Source organism: Micromonospora sp. Llam0, from assembly GCF_003751085.1.
Classification (GTDB): domain Bacteria; phylum Actinomycetota; class Actinomycetes; order Mycobacteriales; family Micromonosporaceae; genus Micromonospora_E.
Window position 1 is genome coordinate 1,227,156 of sequence record NZ_RJJY01000002.1, and the last position, 22,955, is coordinate 1,250,110.

The 22,955-nt window shown below is 71.7% G+C and carries 22 protein-coding genes and 1 riboswitch; of the genes, 4 read left to right on the forward strand and 18 right to left on the reverse strand.

The annotated features are described in order from the left end of the window. Positions 1-3: 3 nt before the first annotated feature. Together EDC02_RS32930 and EDC02_RS32935 are read right to left on the reverse strand one after the other, a co-directional pair. The gene (locus EDC02_RS32930; RefSeq protein ID WP_123606103.1) at positions 4-417 is read right to left on the reverse strand and encodes a roadblock/LC7 domain-containing protein; all 414 of its coding nucleotides are present in this window, start codon (positions 415-417) and stop codon (positions 4-6) included. After that, on the reverse strand, positions 414-3,641 hold the full coding sequence (locus tag EDC02_RS32935) for a nitrate- and nitrite sensing domain-containing protein (RefSeq protein WP_123606104.1): 3,228 nt from the start codon (positions 3,639-3,641) through the stop codon (positions 414-416). Before EDC02_RS32935 ends, EDC02_RS32930 begins: the two co-directional genes overlap by 4 nt. A gap of 465 nt (positions 3,642-4,106) precedes the next feature. Between EDC02_RS32935 and EDC02_RS32940 the strand changes: the two genes are divergently transcribed. Then, positions 4,107-5,306, forward strand: a complete 1,200-nt coding sequence (locus EDC02_RS32940; protein WP_123606105.1) for an ABC transporter substrate-binding protein — start codon at positions 4,107-4,109, stop codon at positions 5,304-5,306. An 89-nt stretch (positions 5,307-5,395) separates the two neighbouring features. Here the strand turns inward: EDC02_RS32940 and EDC02_RS32945 are convergent, their stop codons facing one another. After that, positions 5,396-6,235, reverse strand: coding sequence for an ABC transporter permease (locus tag EDC02_RS32945; protein WP_123606106.1), 840 nt, complete (start codon positions 6,233-6,235; stop codon positions 5,396-5,398). An 83-nt stretch (positions 6,236-6,318) separates the two neighbouring features. Continuing rightward, positions 6,319-7,353 carry an ABC transporter substrate-binding protein gene (locus tag EDC02_RS32950; RefSeq protein ID WP_123606107.1) on the reverse strand — a complete coding sequence of 345 codons (1,035 nt, stop codon included), beginning with the start codon at positions 7,351-7,353 and terminating at the stop codon, positions 6,319-6,321. Between the two features lie 304 nt (positions 7,354-7,657). Between EDC02_RS32950 and EDC02_RS32955 the strand changes: the two genes are divergently transcribed. The 3 genes from EDC02_RS32955 to EDC02_RS32965 all read left to right on the forward strand — a co-directional run bounded on the left by EDC02_RS32955 (position 7,658) and on the right by EDC02_RS32965 (position 11,088). Next, the gene (locus tag EDC02_RS32955) at positions 7,658-8,443 is read left to right on the forward strand and encodes an ABC transporter ATP-binding protein (protein ID WP_123606108.1); all 786 of its coding nucleotides are present in this window, start codon (positions 7,658-7,660) and stop codon (positions 8,441-8,443) included. Between the two features lie 2 nt (positions 8,444-8,445). Further along, positions 8,446-9,387, forward strand: coding sequence for an LLM class F420-dependent oxidoreductase (locus EDC02_RS32960; protein ID WP_123606109.1), 942 nt, complete (start codon positions 8,446-8,448; stop codon positions 9,385-9,387). A 69-nt stretch (positions 9,388-9,456) separates the two neighbouring features. Next, complete coding sequence (locus tag EDC02_RS32965) at positions 9,457-11,088, forward strand: hypothetical protein (RefSeq protein ID WP_123606110.1); 1,632 nt, start codon at positions 9,457-9,459, stop codon at positions 11,086-11,088. Here EDC02_RS32965 and thiC read toward each other — a convergent pair. From thiC to EDC02_RS39885, 14 genes are all read right to left on the reverse strand, one after another. After that, positions 11,070-12,662 (reverse strand): phosphomethylpyrimidine synthase ThiC, encoded by a 1,593-nt coding sequence (gene thiC / locus EDC02_RS32970; protein WP_123606111.1) that lies wholly within the window; start codon positions 12,660-12,662, stop codon positions 11,070-11,072. The two genes, EDC02_RS32965 and thiC, sit on opposite strands and share 19 nt — an antisense overlap. Beyond that, positions 12,662-13,495, reverse strand: a complete 834-nt coding sequence (gene thiD / locus EDC02_RS32975) for a bifunctional hydroxymethylpyrimidine kinase/phosphomethylpyrimidine kinase (protein WP_233606571.1) — start codon at positions 13,493-13,495, stop codon at positions 12,662-12,664. The genes thiC and thiD overlap by 1 nt, the downstream gene beginning before the upstream one ends. Next, positions 13,495-14,091, reverse strand: a complete 597-nt coding sequence (locus tag EDC02_RS32980; RefSeq protein WP_123606112.1) for a thiamine phosphate synthase — start codon at positions 14,089-14,091, stop codon at positions 13,495-13,497. The genes thiD and EDC02_RS32980 overlap by 1 nt, the downstream gene beginning before the upstream one ends. Next, a complete protein-coding gene (locus EDC02_RS32985; protein ID WP_123606113.1) occupies positions 14,088-14,858 on the reverse strand; it encodes a thiazole synthase in 771 nt (256 codons plus the stop codon). The genes EDC02_RS32980 and EDC02_RS32985 overlap by 4 nt, the downstream gene beginning before the upstream one ends. Before the next feature lie 5 nt (positions 14,859-14,863). Further along, the gene (gene thiS, locus EDC02_RS32990) at positions 14,864-15,064 is read right to left on the reverse strand and encodes a sulfur carrier protein ThiS (RefSeq protein WP_123606114.1); all 201 of its coding nucleotides are present in this window, start codon (positions 15,062-15,064) and stop codon (positions 14,864-14,866) included. Further along, the gene (gene thiO / locus EDC02_RS32995) at positions 15,055-16,245 is read right to left on the reverse strand and encodes a glycine oxidase ThiO (RefSeq protein WP_123606115.1); all 1,191 of its coding nucleotides are present in this window, start codon (positions 16,243-16,245) and stop codon (positions 15,055-15,057) included. The genes thiS and thiO overlap by 10 nt, the downstream gene beginning before the upstream one ends. After that, positions 16,242-16,916, reverse strand: a complete 675-nt coding sequence (locus tag EDC02_RS33000; protein ID WP_123606116.1) for a thiamine phosphate synthase — start codon at positions 16,914-16,916, stop codon at positions 16,242-16,244. The genes thiO and EDC02_RS33000 overlap by 4 nt, the downstream gene beginning before the upstream one ends. Next, a riboswitch (TPP riboswitch) is annotated at positions 16,911-17,022 on the reverse strand. Its footprint overlaps the gene before it by 6 nt. 130 nt (positions 17,023-17,152) lie before the next feature. Next, the gene (locus EDC02_RS33005) at positions 17,153-17,353 is read right to left on the reverse strand and encodes a DUF397 domain-containing protein (protein ID WP_123606117.1); all 201 of its coding nucleotides are present in this window, start codon (positions 17,351-17,353) and stop codon (positions 17,153-17,155) included. Between the two features lie 84 nt (positions 17,354-17,437). Beyond that, the gene (locus EDC02_RS33010) at positions 17,438-17,638 is read right to left on the reverse strand and encodes a DUF397 domain-containing protein (protein ID WP_123606118.1); all 201 of its coding nucleotides are present in this window, start codon (positions 17,636-17,638) and stop codon (positions 17,438-17,440) included. Continuing rightward, on the reverse strand, positions 17,625-18,509 hold the full coding sequence (locus EDC02_RS33015) for a helix-turn-helix transcriptional regulator (RefSeq protein WP_123606119.1): 885 nt from the start codon (positions 18,507-18,509) through the stop codon (positions 17,625-17,627). The genes EDC02_RS33010 and EDC02_RS33015 overlap by 14 nt, the downstream gene beginning before the upstream one ends. A gap of 403 nt (positions 18,510-18,912) precedes the next feature. Beyond that, positions 18,913-19,893 (reverse strand): aldo/keto reductase, encoded by a 981-nt coding sequence (locus tag EDC02_RS33020; RefSeq protein WP_370461624.1) that lies wholly within the window; start codon positions 19,891-19,893, stop codon positions 18,913-18,915. Between the two features lie 28 nt (positions 19,894-19,921). Continuing rightward, positions 19,922-21,649, reverse strand: coding sequence for an ABC-F family ATP-binding cassette domain-containing protein (locus EDC02_RS33025; protein ID WP_123606121.1), 1,728 nt, complete (start codon positions 21,647-21,649; stop codon positions 19,922-19,924). Positions 21,650-21,745: 96 nt separating this feature from the next. Then, positions 21,746-22,360 carry a class I SAM-dependent methyltransferase gene (locus tag EDC02_RS33030; protein WP_123607340.1) on the reverse strand — a complete coding sequence of 205 codons (615 nt, stop codon included), beginning with the start codon at positions 22,358-22,360 and terminating at the stop codon, positions 21,746-21,748. A gap of 198 nt (positions 22,361-22,558) precedes the next feature. Beyond that, positions 22,559-22,789 (reverse strand): hypothetical protein, encoded by a 231-nt coding sequence (locus EDC02_RS39885; RefSeq protein WP_148083736.1) that lies wholly within the window; start codon positions 22,787-22,789, stop codon positions 22,559-22,561. Between the last annotated feature and the right edge of the window lie 166 nt (positions 22,790-22,955).

A 22,955-nucleotide genomic window follows, 5' to 3' on the forward strand; every position in this document is an offset into this window, starting at 1 on the left:
GGATCAGGGTCGGCCGCCCACGGCCTCCCGTGGTGCCGGAACCAGCGCGGCACCGACCCGCTCGACCAGCAACGCCATCTCGTACCCGACCTGACCGACGTCGCAACTGCGGGCGGCGAGCACCGCCATCGACGATCCATCGCTGATGGACATCAGGAACAGGTACCCGCTGTCCATCTCGATCACCGTCTGCAGCACACCACCCGCGCTGAACATCCGCGACGCCCCGTCGGTGAGGCTGACCACACCGGAGGTGATCGCCGCCAACTGGTCGGCCCGGTCCGCCGGCAGGTCACGCGAGGAGGCGAGCAGCAGTCCGTCTGCCGAGACAGCCACGACGTGGGCGATTCCCGCCACGCTGTCGGCAAAGTTGCTGAGCAGCCAACCCATGTCCTGAATAGCTGCTGGCCTGTTCATTCGCTGGTCTCCTTGGTTGAGGTGGCGCGGTACTGCTCGTTGCCGACGGTCCGGCCGCGTTGCACGCCACGGTGATATGCCGACAGCAGGCCGCGGACCTCGTCCGGGGTCCGCCGGGTCGGCTCGCGGCCCTGCTTGGCCTCCACGCCACCCGGCACCAGCTGTGCCTGGGGCTGGCGCTTCGGCAGACCAGAGCGGGTGGTGCCGGCGTTCGCCGGCTCAGCTGCCTGGCTGGCCCGGGCCCAGCCCTCGTCAGCGGCGGTACGCCAACTGCCGGAGTCGCCGGTCCGTTGCCGGGGGATGGCACCCAGCGCCGACGTCGCCGCGCCGGCCGGAGTGGACGGTGCGGGCGCCGGTGGCGCGGCCGGGGGTGGTGGTGCGGCGTTCGGCTGCACCGGAGCAGAGTACGCCGCCGGCTGTGGAGTCGACTGTCCCGGGTTGCGGGCCGGCAGCGGTGTCCTGGTCGGAGCGGGTGCCGGTGAGTACGCCGCCGCAGGCGCGCCGGCAGCCGGCGGGCGACCGGCGGTCGGTAGCGGCAGGACGGTGGTCTCGGCCGAGCCGTGTGACCGGAACCAGACGGCCTCCATCTCCCGGAAGATGGGCATCTCGGCGGCGTCCTCGGGTCGCGCACCGGGGTTGGCGGGCGCGGCGGGGTTGGCGGGCGCACCGCCGCCAGTGGAGCCGCCGGCCATCGGGCCGTGCGGCAGTTGGCCGCCGGGGCGTACCGCCGGGGCCAGCGGGTGCATCGTGGCCGGGATGACCCCGGACTGGTCCGGGTAGCCGCCGGCACCCGTCGGCCGCACCGTCGGGTAGGCGACGGTCGGCGTACCGACGTTGGCCACCGGCGGTGCCGCAGCCGGCGGGGCGGCGGATGCCGCCGGACGGTACGCCGGCAGCCCGGGGTTGTACGTCGGCGCGGCCGGGCCGGCGGCCGGGGCCGCCGGCGGCCCGGACATCGGGGAGCCAGACATCGGGGAGCCAGACATCGGCGACGCGGAGATCGGGGCGGCGGAGACCGGCGTCGACTGCCCGCCGGTGGTCACCGGGAAGGCGGCGGTAGGGGCACCAGCCACCGCGTTCCACTGTGAGGACCGGGCGTTCTGCCACTGATCGGTGAGGGTCGCCGTACGGCCGGGTGCCGCCGGCGGACTCGAGATCGGCGACCAGGTCCCGCCCGACGTGGGCGCGGCGGAGATCGGCTCGGCCGCCATGGCCGGTCGTCCCCGCGTCATCACCGGCTCCCGGGTGCGCTGCGGCAGTACCAGGATGCTGCTCGGCAGCGTGGCCTGGGCAATGGTGCCGCCCTCGGGGTTGGGCCGCAGCTCGACCCGGATGCCGTACCGGCCGGCCAGCCGGCTGACCACGGCGAGACCCATCAGCCGGAACGCCGAGACGTCGACCGTGGATGGCTCGGCGAGCCTCCGGTTGAGATTGTCGAACTGCTCCTCGGACAACCCCAGCCCGCGGTCCTCCACCTGGACCAGCACGTAGTCGCGCAGCCGCCGGGCGTCGGCGACGACCGTGGTGGTCGGCGGCGAGAACCGGGTGGCGTTGTCGAGCAACTCGGCGACGAGACGTACCACGTCGTTGACCGCATGCGCGGAGATCAGGATGTCGGTGTCGACGGTGCCGAACTCGATCCGGTTGTAGAGCTCCACCTCGGACTGCGCGGCCCGCAGCGCGTCGACCAGCAGCGCATCCTCCCGGCGTGGTGCCGTCGAGTCGGCACCGGCCAGGACCAGCAGGTTCTCGTCGTTGCGGCGCATCCGGGTGGCGAGGTGGTCGAGCTGGAACAGCTGGGCGAGCCGCTTCGGGTCCTCCTCGCCTCGCTCGATCGCGTCGAGCTCGCCGATCATCCGGTCGACCAGCGTCTGGCTTCGGCGGGCCAGGGAGAGGAACATCGCCGACACGCTCGCCCGCAGCGCCGCCTGCTCGGCCGCGATCCGGACCGCCTCCCGGTGCACCACGTTGAACGCCTGGCCGACCTGGCCGACCTCGTCGCGGTTGGGCAGGCGGATCGGGTCACGGAGGTTGCGGACGATCTCCTCCGGACCCCGGTCGTTCAGGTCGTTGACGTCGCGGAGCTTGGCCACCGCCTCCGGAAGGTCTTTGCTGGCCACCGACATGGCGCCTTCCCGCAGCCGGCGCAGCGAGTCGTTCAACGAGCGGGCCAGGACCACCGCGAGGGCGATCGCCAGCACCAGGACGATCAGCACCGCGATCGACTCGATGATCGCCTGCCGGGTGACGTTGGTGCTCACCTCGGTGGCCCGCTCGAGCAGCCGGTTCTCCAGCTGGATCTCGGCCCACCGCATCAGGTCGTTGACCGCGCCTACGGTCCGGGCCGCCTCGGCGGCGCTCATCGGAGCCCGCTGGCCCACCGAACGGGTGATCTCGGTGGCGACCCGGTCGGCGAGGAAGACGGCGTCACCGGTGACGCTGCTGTCGACCAGTTCCTGCTCCCACGGTGACGCGGCCAGCGAGAACGACAGCAGCGCCTCCTGCTGGCTGGTCAGCGTGGCGAGGTACGACGAGAACTGCTCCTCGTCCAGCCGGCCGGTGGACAGCGCCGCGAAAATGATCGCCTCCTCCTCGGCCGTGGCCAGCTTGGCCCGGGCGAAGGCGGAGACGGCACGCAGACTGTCCGGCACCTCGCCGTCACCGGAGACCTGGCCGAGAACCTCACCGTAGGAGGCCAGGTCGGACAGGATGACGCCGTACCGCAGCACTGCCTCCGGCACCGGCATCTGCCGCCGGTCGAGCACCTCCTGGCGGGTGGCGTTCAAGGTGTCCAGGTGGTCGTCGATGGCGACCAGCTGCCGCTCCACCGCCTCCGGCACGTTTCCGGCCCGGTCGCGTTCGGCGGCGTACGCCGCGATCCGCTCGTCGGTGCTGCGCACCCGGATGTTGTAGGCCTCGGCGTCGGCGTCGCGGGCGGCGAGGAAGGTCACCGCAGCCATCCGCTCCTTGTGGACGTCCTGAGCCAGTGCCGAGACGTCGACGGAGAGTGCGGCCATCGACCGCACCATCCGCGCGTCGACTGCGCCCTGTCCCACGTCGACCAGCCGTACCGTGGCCAGAGCGGCGACCGCAGCCAGCGGAACGACCAGGATCAGGGCCAGTTTGGACCTGATCCGCGCATCCCTCAGTCGCGGTACCCAACGCAATGGCGCGCGGCGCTTCCGCGGGCCGTTGTCGGGCAGGGTCGTCGGTCCGGTCCTCACGACATCGCCTCCGTCGCTATCTCCACACGCGGACTGCCGACCGATGCCTGCTGCAGCGGTGAGCGCCGCATGCGGCACGGCCGCGATTTCATCAGAAGTGGACCCGCTTGGGAAGCCTCAGTGGGGCAGGAATCGGTCGGACGACCCGTAATCACCCTGATGCTACCCGAGAGTATCTTCATCACACCGCCCTGATCAGCGCGGATAGAACTTCCACCGTCAGTTGTCCCGCCAAAGTCAACGCTCGCAACATGTACTCGTTGCCAACATGTGGGACGACAGTCCCGGAAACGCCCCGACCGGCGCGCTTGACCAGAACGCCGCCCATTGGCATGGTTTCCCAAGTTTGCAGGCTCCGCGCACACCGTACGGCATGCCGTCGGCGCGACTTCTACTGAGGACGTGCTCAGCCGCGCCGCCGCCCACCGACCGGGTGCGCATCCGCCGCGTACCTGGAGGACTGACTTGAGGCCCACCCGTTCCGCCCTACTCACGGCGCTCGCATCCACATTGCTGGCCTCTTCGCTCACCGGCTGCCAGTTCGCCAGCGACTCGGCCGGCGGGGACGGCGGCGAGATCGTCATCGCCGCCGACCTGGAACTGTCCGGTGCCGCCGCAACCGTCGGCAAGGGCTACCAACGAGCCCTCGAACTGAAGGTCGAGCAGATCAACGAATCGGGTCTGCTGGGCGACCGGACGATCCGGCTGGACGTCCGGGACAACCGTTCCGACCCGAGCGAGTCGCTGCGCAACATCGGCGACTTCACCGGCGACTCCGCGGTGACCGCGATCATCATGGGCAGTTGCAGTGACTGTGCGGTCGGCGCCGCCCGGACGATCAACGACAAGCGGGTGCCGACCATCTCGCTGGCCCCGGCCACCGCGGTCGCCACCCCGGTCGACGAGCGTCGCTACCTGTTCAAACTCGGCCCCAACGCGGCGGACAGCGCCGCCGCGGTCGCCAATGAGCTGCGCCGCCGCAACATCAAGCGGGCCAGCCTGCTGCACACCGACGACGAGTACGGCCGGGACGGCCTGCGGGTGATCACCGCCGAACTCGACAAGCTCGACATCAACCTGGTCGGCACCGAACAGGTGCGTACCACCGACACCGATGTGAGCCAGGCAGTCGCCACCCTGGCGCAGCCGTTGACCGGCGAGAATCCGGGCGCGCTGCTGGTCTGGACCTCGGCCGAGCAGGCGGCGCTGGCGGCGGACAGCGCCGCGCAGGCCGACTACCCGGGGCCGCTGTTCTTCGACGCCGCCGCCGCCGGTGACCTGTTCCTGACCGGTGGTTCCGCCACCGGCACCAAAGGCGTCAACCTGGTCTTCACCCAGACCATGGTGATTGACGACGTGATCGCCAACACCCCGGCGAAGGCGGCCCGCAAGCAGTGGTTCCGCGACTACACGGCAAGGTTCGGCAGCTACTACGGGTTCTCCTCGTTCGCGGCCGACGCGGTCCAGCTGATCGCCGACGCGGTGGCCCGGTCGACCGGCGACGGCTCGGTCAACCGGGAGGCCATCCGTGAGGTGCTGGAGACCACCCAGTTCGACGGGCTGTCCGGGCCGATCCGGATGACCCCGGACAACCACTCCGGACTGATGCCCCAGGCACTGACCATGCTGGTCTCCCGGGGTGGCCGCTGGCGGCTGGCCAGCTGACCACCCCGGTACGGCCCGGCCCCGTGCGCCCGCCAGGAGATCCTGGCGGGCGCACGACGTCCGGGGCGGGCACGACATGGTGGCAGACGTCAGCGGGCGGACGTCGTCTCCCGCACCCACGGCAGCAGCAGCCGTTCGAAGCCGACCAGCGCAAAGTAGAGCAGAATGCTCATCAGCCCGATCAACACGATCGCCGCCCAGGCGGCGGAGTTCTCGCCCATCCCGCTGAACTGCAGGGTCATGTAGCCCAGCCCTTCCTCACCGGCCTGGAACTCGCCGATCACCGCGCCGATCGCCGCCAGCGGCATCGCGACCTTCAGGCCGACGAAGATCTGCGGCAATGCCGCCGGGAACCGGATCTTGCGGAAGGTCTGCCAGCGGGACGCGTCCAGTGACCGGGCCAGCTCGGCCAGGTCGGCCGGGGTCGAGGTCAGGCCGGTCACCGTGGAGAGCACGATCGGGAAGAAGCAGAGCAGGAAGACCATGGTGAGGATCGACTGCTGACCCCAGCCGAGGGTGACCACGAGCAGCGGGGCGAGCACGATCTTCGGTACGGCGTTGAGCGCCACCAGCAGCGGAGCGAACATCCGCTCGGCCACCTGGGAACCGGCCAGCGCCAGTCCGATCAGCACCCCGATGACGGTGGAGATCGCAAACCCGACGACGGTCGACGTGGTGGTCGCCAGGGCATGTTCCAGCAGCCGTGGCATCCGCAGGGAGAACGCCGCGTACACGTCCTGCGGGGGTGGCAGCACCACCGAGTGCACCAGGTTGAACACGCTGGTGACGAGCCACCACGCGGTCACCGTCACGGCCACGCCGAGCAGCGGTAGTCCGACGGCGGCGACCCGGCCGCCGGCGGGGCGGCGGACCGCAGCGGTGGTCGCGGCGCGTACCGGTGGCGCCTGCGCCGGTTTGAGTACGGTCATCGACACACTCCTCAGGCTCGCCGAACCGCCCGGTGCGGCGGGTGGGCCACCCGCCGGTGGCCCACCCGCCGCACCCAGGTCGGTCAGGATTCGGCGTTCGGGGCCAGGTCGAAGTTGACGACCTGCTCCGGCTCCAGGCCCGGCGGGATCGCCCCGGCGCCCTGCAGGATCGCGATGCTGCGGGCGATCCGCTGGCTGTCCAGCGCACCGACCGGCACACCGGAACTGGTCGACTTCACGAAGGCGGCCATCAGCTCCAGTTCGGCGGCGGCGGCGGCCGGGTTGGCCTCCTCCACGTTCTTGGCCAGGATCTCGCCGGCCTCCTCCGGGTTGGTGATGCTGTACTCCAGACCCTTGAGCAGTGCCGCGCTGAAGCGCTTCACCATCTCCGGGTCCTCCTCGGCGATCGCCGTCGAGGTGATCAGCACGTTGCCGTACAGGTCGGTCATGATGTCGCTGTACGGCAGCACCACGGCGGTCTTGCCCTGCGCGACGGTCTCCACGGTGGGCTTACCGACCACGAACTGACCGATGCCGTCCACCGAACCGGAGGCCAGGGTGCCCATCAGGGTCTGCGGGGCGCCGTTGACCCACTCGACCTTGCTCTCGTCGATGCCGGCCAGCGAGGCGTACGTCGGGAACAGGTTGCGCACCACCGAGCCGGGGGCGTCGGCGAGCGTCTTGCCCTCCAGGTCCTTGGGGGTGGTGATGCCGCTGCCGTCGAGCGCGATGATCGCGGCCATGGTGCGCTGCTGGATGCCGGCGACCACGACGAAGTCCTTCGCCTCGCCGTTGCCGTACTGCAGCAGTCCGCCGGTCATGTCGATCGGCGTGAAGTGGGCCTGTCCTGCGACGACGGTCTTGATGTTGTCGCCGGTGCCGGCTCCTGCCTTGACCTCGACGTCGAAACCGGCCTCCTCGAAGAAGCCCTTGTCCTTGGCGACCCAGGCGTAGGAGTCCCGACCGAAGTTACCGAAGGAAGTGAGGTACGTCACTTTCTTCAATTCCTCGGTGCCACCGGCATTCGCCTCGTCACCGTCGTCCGCGCTGCAGCCGGCAGTGACCGCGAGCGCCGCCGCGAGGGCCGTGGCGGCGATCGTACGGGTGAGCCTTGTCATGAACGTGTGTCCTTTCCAACCCGACGGCCCCTCGACGAACCCGCAGGTCGTCGAGGCGACCGGAGGGGGTAGTTGGTCCGGCGCGGCAGCCGGTCGGTGGGGGCCGGACCGGTGCCGCGGTCGCGTTGGGAAACTTCGCGGGCAACAGAGTACGAGGGAAACCTGACCAATGCGACAGCCGGGCATCGCGGACCCTGGATCGCAATCAAAAGTGTTTACCGTGCGGGTGGTGCGTGGCCGGCACGATCCGGATACTCTGTCCCCCGCTTGTTGATCGACTCAGGACGAGGGAGCTGCCGGCCCCATGATCCAGCTCAGCGGAGTCGGGCGGACGTTCGCCGGTCGCTCCGGCACAGTGGAAGCACTGCGCGGCATCGACCTCTCGGTGACCGCCGGTGAGTTCGTCGCGGTCGTCGGTCGATCCGGCTGCGGCAAGTCCACCCTGCTCAGACTCATCGCCGGGCTGCTCCCGACGACCGCCGGCGAAATCACCGTCGGTGGCGAGCAGGTGGTCAAACCACGCCGGGACATCGCGATGCTCTTCCAACGTCCGGCCCTGCTGCCCTGGCGATCAGTGCTGGACAATGTCCTGCTGCCGGCGGAGATTTTCGGGCTGCGTCGCAGGCAGCACCGGGCGAAAGCCATGGAACTGCTGGAGATGGTCGGGCTGGCCGGATTCGACAAGCGGCTGCCGCACGAGCTGTCCGGCGGCATGCAGCAGCGGGTGTCGCTGTGCCGCTCGTTGCTGGCCGAACCACAGGTGCTGCTGATGGACGAGCCGTTCTCGGCGCTGGACGCGCTGACCCGGGAAGAACTCTCCGTCGAACTGCAACGGATCCACATGGAACGCGCGGCGACCATCGTCTTCGTCACCCACTCGATCGACGAAGCCGTGCTGCTCGCCGACCGGGTCGTGGTGCTGAGCCCTCGACCAGGGCGAATCCGCAAGATCGTGCCGATCGACATTCCCCGCCCCCGCAGCCTGGGGCGCAACGCGCACACCGAGGACGTCGCCCGGTGCAGTGCGGAACTGCACGAGGTGCTGATGGAACGCGACGCACCGGCGACGGCCGGGATCGGAGGGTACTGACCATGCGGGTCAGCGTGTTCACCGAGCCGCACCGCGGCGCCAGCTACGACGACCAGCTCCGGCTGGCCCGGCTCGCCGAGGAGTCCGGGTTCGAGGGTTACCTGCGGGCCGACCACTACCAGTCGATGGGCGAGGAGCTGGCGCTGCCGGGGCCGACCGACGCCTGGCTGACCCTGGCCGCGCTGGCCCGGGAGACCTCCCGGATCCGGCTCGGCACGCTGGTCACCTCGGCGACCTTCCGGCTGCCCGGGCCGCTCGCCGTGATGGTCGCCCAGGTCGACCAGATGAGCGGCGGCCGGGTCGACCTCGGCATCGGGGCCGGCTGGTACGCCCGGGAGCACACCGCCTACGGGCTGCCGTTCCCGTCCGTCGGGGAACGCTTCGACCGGTTGGCCGAGCAGCTCAAGGTGATCACCGGCCTGTGGCGTACCCCGGTCGGTGACAAGTTCAGCTTCCACGGCGACCACTACCAGCTGGTCGACGCTCCGGCACTGCCGAAGCCGGCGCAGCCGGCCGGCCCGCCGATCATCATCGGCGGACGGGGGCCGAAGCGGACCCCGGAGCTGGCCGCCGAATTCGCCGACGAGTTCAACATGCCGTTCAAGTCGGTCGCCGAGACCGCGGCGGCCTACGAGCGGGTGACCGAGGCCTGTCACCGGACCGGGCGCACCGAGCAGGACCGGCCGCCGCTGACCATGTCGGCCGGCATCGTCATCGCGATCGGGCGTACCGACGCCGAGGCGCAGCGTCGCGCCGCGCCGCTGCACGAGAAGAGCGCCCTGCCGCCGGAGGACCCGGTGATCGGTTCGCCGGCCCAGCTGGTGGACCGGATCGGGGAGTTCGCGGCGATCGGTACCAGCCGGGTGCACCTGCGGTTCATCGACCTCGCCGACCTGGATCACCTGGAGCTGGTCGCCGCCGAGGTGCTGCCCCAGCTGGGCTGACCCACCGGCCCGGCGGCGGTCGCCCCGGTCCAGGTCGACAGTACGGGCGGCCGGCCGTAACCTCCCGGCATGGCCTTGCGGACCTGGCTCAGAGCGATCACCACGGCATTTGGTGTGGCGGCGTTCGCCGGTGCCGTCCAGCTCGGTGCCGGCTACGGTCTCCAACTGGTACGCCTGCGCCGTGACTTCGTCGGGCCGACCGCAGACTTCTGGCCGACCCAGCTGACCTGGCTCGCCTGGTTCGCGATCGTCGCTGCCGTGGTCGGCGCGTGCGTGGCACAACGGGTCGCCGAGCAGCGTCCGGCCCGGCACCTGCGGGTGTCGGCGGTCCGTACGGCGGTCCGCCGGGTCGTCCTGGCACTGGTCGCCACGATCGGTGCGGCACTCGCCGTGGTCGGGTTGTCGGTGCTGCCGGCGCAGGCCTCGACCGGGGTCGACGATCCGGTGACGGTCACCGCTCTGATCGGCGGGATCGGGGCGGTGGTGGGTCTGCCGGCGGCGCTGGCCGCGTTGACCCATCCGGCGATGCGCTGGAACGTGCTGGTGTTCAGCGGCGCGCTCTGGCTGCTGGCGGTCGGGTCAGCTGCCCCGGATCTGTGGGCGGGTGACGCCGTCGCCGAGATCCGACCCGGGGTACTCGAACCGGTCGTGCTCGACACGGGTGGCCCCGGTTGGCAACTGTTCGTGCTGCTGCCGGCGCTGGCGCTGGCGCTCGGTGCGGCGGTGAGCGGGCTGGCCCGGTGGCGGGCGATGCCGACGGTGGCCACGGCGGTGTCCGGGATGGTCGGACCGGCGGTCCTCGACGCCGCCTACCTGGTCGCCGGGGCCGGACGCGCCGGGCCGTATCAGGACGACCCCTACTGGGCGGCGCTGCTGGCGGTAGCCGCCGGAGCCGTCGGTTCGATCGCTGTCGCTGCCGTACGCCGGCCCGGCCGACGGGCCAGCACCGCAGCTGGAAAGCCCGTGCGGCCGACTGGGACGCCCGTGCCCGTGCCTGCAACGGGGACGCCCGTGCCCACCGTCGGAGCGACCGTCGGACCCGCCAATGGCTCGTCCGAGAGCCACGAATCGGCAGCGGAAATTGCCCTATCTGAAAAGATCTCTGCCGATTCGGCATCCGCCGAGCAGGTGTCACCCGGTCCAGCAGCGCCGGCCCGACCCGCACCCGACCCGATGGCGTCACGCCCGCCCGCACCGGAACCGCCCGAGCCGAGCCTGACCTCACCGGAACCGGTCCGGCCAGGCCCGACCGCAGCGCCACCGGTGCCGGTCGCCGCGCAGTCGCACCCGGGTGACCGTCCGCCGCCGACACCTGCGGCGGTCATCCCCCGTGTCGACCCGACGCCGATCGCGACGGACGGGCCGCCGACGCCGACACCAACACCGGTGACCGGTGGCATCGACCGGCCGGCGCCACAGCCGGTCGCCCCACCACCGGTCGCACCGCAACCGGTCGCCGCACCGCCCACCGCACCTGCGGCCGGCCGGATCCCCCGGCCACGGTTCCTGCGCCAGCGGCGGCCGGCACCCCCATCGGCGTTGACCGACGAGGACGCCGAACACGTGGACTGGGTCAGTGAGCTGCGCCGGCAACCCCGCCGCGCGGACGGTCGGGGCCGTAACGGCGCGGAGGGCCGGAGCCGCGACGGTGCCGACAGTCGGAGCCGTAGCGGCGCCGACGATCAGGCCAACGGCAGGTAGACCCGACCACCGGATGCGACGAATTCATCCGACTTGTCCTTCATGCCCTGCTGGGCGTACTCCTTCAGATCCTGCGTGATTTTCATCGAGCAGAACTTCGGGCCGCACATCGAGCAGAAGTGGGCCGACTTCGCCGGCTCGGCCGGCAGCGTCGCGTCGTGGTAGGACCGGGCGGTCTCCGGGTCCAGTGACAGGTTGAACTGGTCCTCCCAGCGGAACTCGAACCGCGCCTTGGACAACGCGTCGTCCCAGGCCTGCGCCCCCGGATGCCCCTTGGCCAGATCGGCCGCGTGCGCCGCGATCTTGTACGCGATCACCCCGGCCTTGACGTCGTCGCGGTCCGGCAGCCCCAGGTGCTCCTTCGGCGTCACGTAGCAGAGCATCGCGGTGCCGAACATGCCGATCATCGCCGCCCCGATCGCCGAGGTGATGTGGTCGTACGCCGGCGCGATGTCGGTGGTCAGCGGGCCGAGCGTGTAGAACGGCGCCTGGTGGCACAGCTCCTGCTGCAGGTCCACGTTCTCCTTGATCTTGTGCATCGGCACGTGGCCGGGGCCTTCGATCATCACCTGCACGTCGTGCTCCCACGCCACGGAGGTCAACTCGCCCAACGTCCGCAGCTCGGCGAACTGGGCGGCGTCGTTGGCGTCGGCGATCGACCCCGGCCGCAGCCCGTCACCCAGCGAGAAGGTCACGTCGTAGCGGGCCAGGATCTCGCACAGCTCGGCGAAGTTCGTGTAGAGGAAGTTCTCCTCGTGGTGCGCCAGGCACCAGGCGGCCATGATCGACCCGCCCCGGGAGACGATCCCGGTGACCCGGTCGACCGCCAACGGCACGTACGGCAGCAGCACCCCGGCATGCACCGTCATGTAGTCGACGCCCTGCTCGGCCTGCTCGATCACGGTTTCCCGGAACACGTCCCAGCTCAGCTTGACCGGATCCCCACCGACCTTCTCCAACGCCTGATAGATCGGCACCGTGCCGATCGGAACCGCCGAGTTGCGCACGATCGCCTCGCGGGTCTCGTGGATCCGCTTGCCGGTGGACAGGTCCATCACCGTGTCCGCACCCCACCGGGTGGCCCAGGTCAGCTTCTCCACCTCCTCGGCCACCGACGACGAGACCGCCGAGGTGCCGATGTTGGCGTTCACCTTCACCAGGAACCGGCCACCGATGATCATCGGCTCGGACTCCGGGTGGTTGACGTTGGCCGGCAGCACCGCACGTCCGGCGGCGATCTCCTCGCGTACCACCTCGGCCGGCAGGTTCTCCCGCAGTGCGACGAACTCCATCTCCGGGGTGACCACCCCGGCCCGGGCGTACGCCAACTGGGTGGGCCGACGCCCGTGGGCCCCGGCCAGCGGGGTGCCGGCACCGCGTACCGGGGCGACGTCGCCGCGCTCGGCGATCCACCGCCCGCGCAGCGCGGCCAGCCCGATCTGCGGGTCCGACCCCGGACCCGACGTGTCGTAGAGCCGGACCGGCGGGTTGTCGCCGGTCAGGGTCACCTCGGCGAACGGCACCTGGATGTCCGGTCGCGGTCCTTGCACGTACACCTTGCGCCGAGCCTGCATCAGCGGGCCTCCTTCAGGTAGTTGCCGAAATGGTCTATCGGGCCGTGGCCGGAGCCCAACCGCCAGTGCCGGGCGCCGGCCAGCGCCCGCGCGACGTACTCCTTGGCGAAGACCAACGCCGCCGGTACGTCGTCTCCGAGCGCCAGCCGGGCGGCCACCGCCGCCGCGAAACTGCACCCGGTGCCGTGTGTGTTGCCGGTGTCCAGCCGGTCACCGGCCAGCCGCCAGCCGCCGTCGGCGGTACCGACGACGTCGACCGCCGGGTCCGCCGTCGGGGCGGTCGACGTACCATCCGAGTCGCCGCCGGTGACCACCACGAACCTCGGCCCGCCGGCGGCCAGCTCGGCGGCGGCCCGGGCCATCTCGTCGGTGGTCCGCACCGGCCAGCCGACCAACGCCGAGGCCTCCGCCCGGTTCGGCGTCGCGACCAGCGCGTACGGCAGCAGCCGCTCGACCGCGCCGACCACGCCGAGCCGGTGCCCGCTGGTCGAGACCAGCACCGGGTCGACGACCAGGTTCGGCAGTTCCCCGGCCCGGGCCAGCGCGGCGACCGCCCCGGCGATCCGGGCCGTACCGAGCATGCCGGTCTTCACCGCGCACACCGGCAGGTCGGCGCGGACCGCCTCGATCTGGGCGAGCACCTGCGCCGCCGGCAGCTGATGGACGCTGGTGACGCCGGTGGTGTTCTGCGCGGTCACCGCAGTGATCGCGCTGGTGCCGTAGACGCCGAGCGCGGCGAAGACCTTCAGGTCCGCCTGGATGCCGGCCCCGCCGCCGGAATCGGAGCCGGCGATCGTCATCGCCACCACCGGAGTGGTCTGCTCGCCGGCCATCAGCAGCTCACCTCGGCCGGTGCCGCCGCCGCGACCAACTCCGCCACGACGGCCGCCGGGTCGACGGCGCGCATCACCGCGCCCATCACCGCCACCCCGGCGGCACCAGCCGCCCGACAGGCGGCGACCTGCTCCGCCGTGGTCACCCCGGCGAGGGCGACCACCGGCCGGCCGGCGGCCACTCGGACCAAGCGGGCCAGCCCGGCCGGACCCAGCGGCGGCCCGTACCCGGGCTTGGACGCGGTCACGAAGACCGGCGACACCGTCACGTAGTCCTCCGTGGTCAGTCGGCTGAGCTCGGCCTCGTCGTGGCAGGAGCGGCCGACCAGCCCGAACGCCGGCGGCGGGTACGGTCCGGCGGCGCTCAGGTGCACCGCGTCGCCGCCCAACGGGTCGGGACCGGCCACGATCAACGTGCCGCCGACCGGGGCGAGGATGCCGCGCAACCGGTCGGCCAGCGCGGCGCGTTCGGCTCGGGGCAGGTCCCGTTCCCTCAGCACCACCTGCCGGAGTCCGCCGGCGACCGCCGCCGCGACCAACTCCGGCAGCGGCCGGGCCGCCTGTCGGCGGTCGGTGAGCAGCAGAATCCCGTTCACAGCTCGGGCCGCCCTTCGTCCGGAGTGGATGCCAGGGCGTGGAACCGCTTCGGGATCCGCCCGGCGCGGGCCGCCAGCCGGCCCGCCTCGATGGCGTACCGCATGGCGGTGGCCATCGCGACCGGGTCGGCGGCCCGGGTGACCGCGCTGGCCAGCAGCACCGCGTCGCAGCCGAGTTCCATCGCGAGCGCGGCGTCGGAGGCGGTGCCGACCCCGGCGTCCAGCACCACCGGGATGTCGACCGACTGTCGGATCAGTCGGATGTGGTGCGGGTTGAGGATGCCCAGGCCGGAGCCGATCGGCGCACCGGCCGGCATCACCGCCGCACAGCCTGCGTCGGCCAGCCGGCGGGCCAGCACCGGATCGTCGGTGGTGTACGGCAGCACGGTGAAACCGTCGTCGACCAGCTGCTCGGCGGCGCGTAGCAGCTCGGCACCGTCCGGCAGCAGGGTGCGTTCGTCGCCGATGACCTCCAGCTTCACCCAGTCGGTGTCGAACGCCTCGCGCGCCATGTGGGCCACCTTGACCGCCTCGGTAGCGGTGTAGCAGCCGGCGGTGTTCGGCAGCAGCCGCACGCCGCAGTGCTCCAGCAGGTCGAGCAGCCCGCCGTGCATGGTGGCGGCGCTGTCCACCCGGCGTAGCGCGACGGTGACCAGCCCGGTGCCGCTGGCGGTGATCGCCTGCTCCAGGATGTGCAGGTTGGCGGCACCGCCGGTGCCGAGGATCAGCCGGGAGTCGAAGCTGTGCCCGGCGACGGTGAACGGCATCCGACTCACCCGCCCTGCGCCGCGATCAGCACTTCGACCCGGTCGCCGTCGCACAGCTGCTCGGCCGGCCAGCCGCTGCGCGGCACCACTTCACCGTTGACGGCGACGGCGACGCCGCGTGCCTGGTCGGTGACCGCCCGGACGACGTCGGCCAGCACGGTCCCAGTCGGCGCGGTCATCGGCGCCCCGTTGACGATCAACTCCACTGCTGCTCCTCCCTCGCGTTTTTCCTGGTCGCGGCGGCGAACCGGCCGGGCGAGAACGGTGCCAGCGCCGGATCCGGGGCGGCACCGGCTGCCAGGTCGGCGATCAGGTCGGCGGTCACCGGGGTCAGCACGATGCCGTGCCGGTGATGCCCGGTCGCCACCAGCACCCGCCTGCCCGCCGAACCGCCGGCCGAGTCGCCGCCGGCCGAGTCGCCGCCGGCCAGCTGGTGCCAGCCGAGCAGCGGCGCGTTGTCCGGCGTGCCCGGCCGGGCTGCCGCCTGCGCCTCGACCAGCTCGTACTCGGCGATCTCCGGCAGCAGGTCGGCGGCGGCGCGCAGCAGTTCCAGCACCGCACCGGCGGTGACGGTGGTGTCGCCGCGTTCCTCGACGGTGGCGCCGACGACCACCTCACCGTCGGCGCGGGGCACCAGGTAGACGTGCCGGCCGTCGGCGTACCCCCGGATCACGTGCCGGAACCCGACGGCGCCGGCGGGTGCCCGCAGCCGCAGGATCTGGCCTTTCACCGGGCGGACCGGCAGCCCGGTCAGCGCCGCCGATCCGCAGCCGGCGGCGACCACGACGACCCGTGCGTCCAGTGCGGAAAGATCGGTGACCGGCTGCGGGACGACGGTCACCCCGGCCCGGTCCAACGCGGTACCCAACGCCGCGACCAGCCGACGCGGGTCGACCTGGTGGTCGTCGGGCGTCAGCGCACCGCTTCGCACCCTCGGCGCCAACGCCGGTTCGCGATCCCGCAGCGCCGTGGCGCGCAGCAGCGTGATCGGCAGGTCCAGACTCTGCTGGTACGCCCAGAGCCGCTCCGCCTCCCGCCGGTCGTCTCCGGTGAGCGTAACGACCAGGGTGCCGTCGACGCGGTAGCCGATGTCCTGGCCGGTGACGGCGGTCAACTCGGCGGCGAACGCCGGCCAGCGGGACGCCGAGTCGACCAGCAGCCGGGTCAGCTCAGCCTCGCCGAAGTGCGACTCGGCGACCGGGGCGAGCATGCCGGCGGCCACCGCCGACGCCCCGGACCCGGGTGCCGGGTCGAACAGCACGGTACGCAGGCCGCGCTGCGCGCACCGCCAGGCGATACTCATCCCGATCGGCCCGCCGCCGACCACCGCAACGTCAGCTCGGCTGCTGGCCCAGCCGTTGGCGTGTCCGTTGCCCGTCGCCGTCATGCCGGCGCTCCGTCGTCGGTGCCGCCCGGCCGCTGCCGTACCGCCCTCAGCAGGTCGGCGGTGGCCCGCCCCGGGTCGGCGGCACCGGCGATCGCGCCGACCACCGCGACCCCGTGCGCCCCGGCGGCCAGCAGCGACGGCACCCGGTCCACGGTGACCCCGGCGATCGCCACCACCGGCACGTCGACGGCGACGGCGACGGCGGCCAGCCCGGCCAGCCCGATCGGGTCGGGCAGCCCGGTCTTGGTACCGGTGGCGTAGCACGGCCCGACCCCGAGGTACGTCGCCCCGGCCGCGACCGCCGCCCGCCCGGTGGCCGGGTCGCGGGCGGTGGCACCGAGGACCGCGGCCGGCCCGAGCACCCGGCGCGCGGCGTCGACCGGCAGGTCCAGGGCACCGACGTGCGCACCGGCCGCACCGGTGGCGAGCGCGACGTGCAGCCGGTCGTTGACCAGGCAGGTCACCTGGTACGCGGCGCATTCGGCGACCGCGCGGAGGGTCAGCTCGTACGCGTCCCGGTCCGACATGTCGTCCTCGACGCGGACCTGCACGACCAGGTCGGCGGTGGCGTCGACGGCGCGGGCGGCGGCCAGCGCCGCCCGCAGTACGCCGAGCGGGTCGCGCCCGGGTCGGGTGTCGGTGATCAGATGCAGTCGCCCAAGGGACGGCACGGCAACGCTCCTCCCTGCGCCGGCATTACCCGGATCAGGTTCTACGGTCGGAGGCCGCGTCAGCCTCCCTCTCAGCCCGGTGCACCGGGCTCCCGTGGGTTACTTGCCTGTTACCGTACGACGGTCTCGTCGATCCGCCAAGGGCCGGTCCGAGGCAACCTTCGGTCGCTGCCCGCCCCGCCGCTGTCGGCCGTGACCAGGCTCACCGCCGGCCGGCCGCCGGCGCACCGCCGCCGTCAGCTGGTGAGGGCCCCGCCCTTGGCGGCGGCGACAAAGCGAGACCAACTCGCCGACGCGACTACCAGCACCGGACCAGCCGGATCCTTCGAGTCCCGCACCCCGACGACCCTGCCCAGCCCGTCAGCCACCTCGACACATTGGCCCTGGTTGTTCGACCGGCTGCTCTTCCGCCAGTAGGCGGAACCATAGTCGATCATCGCCGTACTCCCTTACGGATCGGATCACGCCTCGGCGGTCGAAGTCACGAGGCGGCGTCGCGGCGGAACTCCACTGACCGCCAATCAACTCGTGAGGGTGCTGTTCTTCGTAGCGGCGACGAAACTTGACCAGCTCGCCGGGGCGACCGCCAGCACCGGACCAGCCGGATCCTTCGAGTCCCGCACCCCGATCACGCCATCCAGCCCGTCAGCCACCTCGACACACTCTCCCTGGTTGTTCGACCGGCTGCTCTTCCGCCAGTAGGCGGAACTAAAGTCGATCACCGTCGTACTCCCTTGCCGTCTGCCAGAGCAGATCGCGGCTGCGCTGCTCGTCCATGGCCAGATCACCCATGCCGCTGAAGCTCCAAGCATAGCTGTCGCGCTCGTCCGGCCGGTCCAGGAAGAGCGCGCCGGTCAGACCCTCCACGTAGACAGTGGTCGGTTCGTATTTTTCCTGGAAGTCCAGAACTATGAACGAACCGTGGGCCATCAGACCGGCGTGCAGACCTGCGTTGAACGGCAGCACCCGAATCGAGACGTTCGGTAGCTCACCTGCCTGGGCTAGACGCCGGAGTTGGTTAGCCATGATCTGCGCGTTGCCGATAGGTCGGCGCAGGATCGCTTCGTCAAGCACGATGTCGAACCTGGGCAGGTACGGCTCCAGCCGGGTCAGCAGCCGAGCGCGACGCATCCGTACCTCGACCCTGCGCTCGATCTCCTCCGCAGGCACCTCGTGCTGGTTCATGCTGAACACCGCAGTCGCGTACTCGCGGGTCTGCAGCACGCCAGGGACGAAGCCAGTGTGGTACTGGCGGAGCGCTGAAGCGGCCTCTTCGAGACCTATGTAGAGCTCGAACCAGGACGGGATGCTGGCGTAGTCGTGCCACCAGCCCTTCTCCTTGGTCTTCGGAGCCAGCGCGGCCAGCGCCTCGATGGTCTTAAGGTCAGCGCCGTACAGCTCGCAGAGCAGCACCACGTCCTCGGCGCGGATCGGCACCTCACCGCGCTCCATCCGCAGCAGCTTGGTCGCCGACCACTCCAACTCCCGCGCCGCCGTGGTCTGCGGGACACCAGCCAACCGCTCACGCAGCCGACGCAGCTCCCGACCGAGCTGCCGCCGGGGCACCGACGAGTTCAACAATGCTGCGGGCACGTTGCCACCTCCTTATACGCCACTCACCGACGGCGGGATGATCGACAGACGACATTCACTGTCGAGTGGCCATATCTCTACCACAACGCCACGACACCATTGCCGAACCGCTAATTGATCATCGGCTGATGGCCGATCCGGAAATCGGCACAAAGCACCGCCAACCGCAGCCGGTCTCCACTTCACGCAATGCAGGCACCCGATCATCGGCGGAAGTCCAGCCAAGGAGACAAGATCATGTGAGGCTCAGCCGCCCCGGGCACCGCCCCTGGGGCGGTGCCCGGGGCGGCCGGTGACGCGGATCAGATCGAGGGAACCGTCATTGTCGTCAAAACGGCCCCGAGACAACAATGTGGGTTCCCTCGGCGCCATGAGTTCTCGGCGCCATGAGTGGCAGCGGCGGTCAGCTCAGCGAGCCGCCGGGGCCGGCGGGCTCCGGCAGGATCGACCGCAGTTCGGCGAGATCGGCGGCATCGGGCTGCCACGACCCGGCGGCGGCGTTCGCGCGTACCTGCTCGGGGGTGGTCGCCCCGGCGATCACCGACGCCACCGCCGGCTGCGCAGCGAGGCCGCCGATCGCGACCGCGAGCAGCGGCAGGTCCCGCATCGCGGCGTACGCGTCGAGGGCCTCGATGACGTCCCACGGCGCTCCGGCGAGCCGGGCGGCGTACCGGCTGCTCTCGCCGGCCAGCCGGCTGCCCGGCGGCGGTGCCTCGCTCCGGCGGTACTTGCCGGTCAGCAGCCCGTCGGCGAGCGGGAAGTACGGCAGCAGCCCCAGGCCGAAGCGCTGGCACGCCGGCACCACTTCCCGCTCCACCCGCCGGTCCAGCAGGTTGTACTCGTTCTGCGCGCTGACGAACGGCGACAACCCGGCGGTACGGGCGACCCACGCCGCCTCAGCGATCTGCCAGCCGGCGAAGTTGGAGCAGCCCACATAGCGGACCTTGCCGGCGTGCACCAGGTCGTCCAGGGCCCGCAGGGTCTCCTCGACCGGGGTGACCGGGTCCGGCTCATGGAACTGGTAGAGGTCGATGTGGTCGGTGCCGAGTCGACGCAGCGACGCCTCGACGGCCCGCATGATGTACCGCCGGGAGCCGCGTACCCCGTGGTCGACGCCGTTGCGCCCGGACATGTCCATGCCGAACTTGGTGGCCAGCACCACGTCGTCGCGGCGGCCGCGCAGCGCCGCCCCGAGCTGCTCCTCGGAACCGCCGTGCGGGGTGCCGTAGATGTCGGCGGTGTCGAACAGGGTGATCCCGGCGTCGATCGCCGCGTCGACCACGGCCCGGGTACCGGCGGCGTCCAGCTTGCGGCCGAAGTTGTTGCAGCCGAGCCCGACCGCCGACACCATCAGCCCCGAGTCGCCCAACCGGCGGTAGATCATCTCCGTCACACCGGCCAGCCTACGACGGTCAGCGTACGTTCCAGACCGGCTCGGGGACCTCGACCACCTCGCCGTCGCCCTGGAACAGAACGAACCGGTCGAACGACCGGCTGAACCAACGGTCGTGGGTGACCGCGATCACCGTACCCTCGAAGGCCTTCAGCCCTTCCTCCAGCGCCTCCGCCGACGCCAGGTCCAGGTTGTCGGTCGGCTCGTCGAGCAGCAGCAGGGTGGCGCCGGACAGCTCCAGCAGCAGCACTAGGAACCGGGCCTGCTGACCGCCGGAGAGGGTGCCGAACCGCTGGTCGCCCTGGCCGGCCAGGTCGTAGCGGGACAGTACGGCCATCGCCGCGTGCCGGTCCATCCCGTCGCGGTGGTCGTCGCCGCGCCACAGTACGTCGGCGAGGGTCTGGTCGAGCAGCTCCGGCCGGTCGTGGGTCTGCGAGAAGTGGCCCGGCCGCACCCGGGCACCGAGCCGGACCATGCCGTCGTGGGCCACCGGGGCGAGCGCCGCGCCAGCGATCGGGCCGGCCGCCGGGTCCGGGTCGGTGCCGCCCCGGGCCAGCAGCCGCAGGAAGTGCGACTTGCCGGTGCCGTTGGCACCGAGCACCGCGACCCGGTCGCCGTACCAGATCTCCAGGTCGAACGGGTAGGTCAGCCCGTCCAGCTCAAGCTGCTCGCAGATCACCGCCCGCTTGCCGGTACGGCCGCCGGAGAGCCGCATCCGCAGCGACTGGTCCTTCGGCGGCAACGGTGGCGGGCCGGCCTCCTCGAACTTGCGCAGCCGGGTCTGCGCGGCCTGGTAGCGCGAGGCCAACCCGTCGTTGTACGCCGCTTTCTGCTTGTACATCAGCATCAGTTCGCGCAGCTTCTCGTGCTCCTCGTCCCAGCGGCGACGCTGCTCCTCCAGCCGGGCGTGCCGGGCGGTACGCGCCTCGTGCCAGCTGGCGAAGCCGCCCGGGTGGGTCCAGGCGGAGCCGCCTTCGACGGCGACCACCCGGTCGGCGGTCTGGGCCAGCAACTCCCGGTCGTGCGAGACGTAGAGCACCGACTTGGTCGACTCGCGCAGCCGCTGCTCCAGCCACCGTTTCCCGGGTACGTCGAGGAAGTTGTCCGGCTCGTCGAGCAGCAGCACCTCGTCGGTACCGCGCAGCAGCAGCTCCAACGCGAACCGCTTCTGCTGTCCGCCGGAGAGCGTCCGGACGGGACGGTCATGGACCCGGTCCCACGGCAGGTCCAGCACTGCGGTGGCCACCGTGTCGAAGACGACCTCGGCCTCGTAGCCGCCGGCTTCGCCCCAGGCGGCGAGGGCGTTGGCGTACCCGATCTGGGTTTTCTCGGCGGCGGCCGGGGTGGTGCCGGCGGCCTCCGCGGCGTGCACGGCCCGTTCGGCGGCGGCCGGGGTGGTGCCGGCGGCCTCCGCGGCGTGCACGGCCCGTTCGGCGGCGGCAAGCCGCTCGCCGGCGGCGCGCAGCGGCGGCGGGGCGAGCGACAGCGCCAGGTCGGCGAGCGTACGGTCGTCGCCGATCATGCCGATGAACTGCCGCATCACGCCGAGCCCGCCAGCGCGGGCGACTGCTCCGGTGGCCACCGGCAGGTCACCGGCGACCATCCGCAGCAGCGTCGTCTTGCCGGCGCCGTTCGGGCCGACCAGTGCCACCTTGGCACCCTCGCCGACCCGGAACGACACGTCGGCAAAGAGCTCCCGACCGTCCGGCAGGGTGTGCCCCACCGCGGCCACGTCCACGTATCCCACCCCGGCATGGTGCCTGATCGGGCCTGCCGTCGGCAGCTGAGATTCGCGACGCCGGCTGGGCGTCCGGCACTGGCCCTGGGTTACCTGACTTCCCGGTCAGTCGGCGTGGTGGGTGACCCGCAGCACCCGGTAGCCCTTCTGGCTGGCGTGCCGGTCCACCTGCCAGCCCTGCTCCCGCAGCCACTGCTGCACCGAGTCGCCGCCCAGGTAGCGGGCGATGACCAGCCAGCCGACGCCGCCCGGGGCGAGCCGGGGCAGCCAGCGGGCGAGCAGGGCGCGCAGCTCCGCCTTGCCGACCCGGATCGGCGGGTTGGACCACAGCTGGGTGAAGGTGAGCTCCGGCGGCACGCGGTCCGGATCGGCCACCCGGACCCGGTCGGCGACGCCAAGTCGGTCGGCGTTGAGCAGGGTGAGCTCGCGGGCGCGGGCGTTGACGTCCACCGCGTAGACCGTGGCGGCCGGTGCCTGGTCGGCCAGCACGCAGGTGATCGGGCCGTACCCGCAGCCAAGGTCGAGGAAGGGGCCGGGGTCGGTCGACGCGGGCAGGTCGGCCTTGCGCAGCAGTACGGCGGTGCCCGGGTCGAGCCGACCGGCGGAGAACACCCCGGCGGCGGCGGTCAGTGGGTAGTCGCGCCCGGCCACCGTGAACTCGATCTCCGACCGTACGTCTGCGGTGCCGGGCTGCGGGCTGAAGTAGTGGTCGCCGGTCACCGGGGCATTGTCGCCCAACCTGGGTGCGGCGTTGACGGCGGTCACCATGATCGATGAGGCTTATGCCCGATCTTCAATTGATGCAAGTCTTGACCGGCAGCTCTCCCCCCAATCCGTCCGTTACTCTGTGCGATATGACGTACGGGTACGAATCCGGCGCGGACCGCCGGCCGATTCGACCCGAACAGCCGGTCCGGCCTACGGGGTCTGCCGGCGTCCCGCCGCCAACACCACCGCGCCCCCGGCCCCAGCCGACACCGCGAGCGCATCCCGGTGCACCGCCGACACCGCGAGCGCATCCCGGTGCACCGCCGTCGCCCCGGCCACACCCCCGCGTCCAGCCTCAGCCGCATCCTGGACTGCCACGTTGGCCACTGCCTGCCGCACCGCCGCAGCGCGGTGCCGGGCCGGCGCCCTACGCTGTGCCACCGCCGCGTGCCTTCCCTGCGCCGCAGGCATTCCGGCCCCCGCAGGTTCACCCTCCGCCGCAGGCCGTACCGAGACCGGCGGACGGCGAGCCTCCTGCGCCCGGGTTGTCGTCCCGTACCGCCAGGGCACGTCGTCAGACCGGCCGCCGACGGCCGGGCACCGCCCC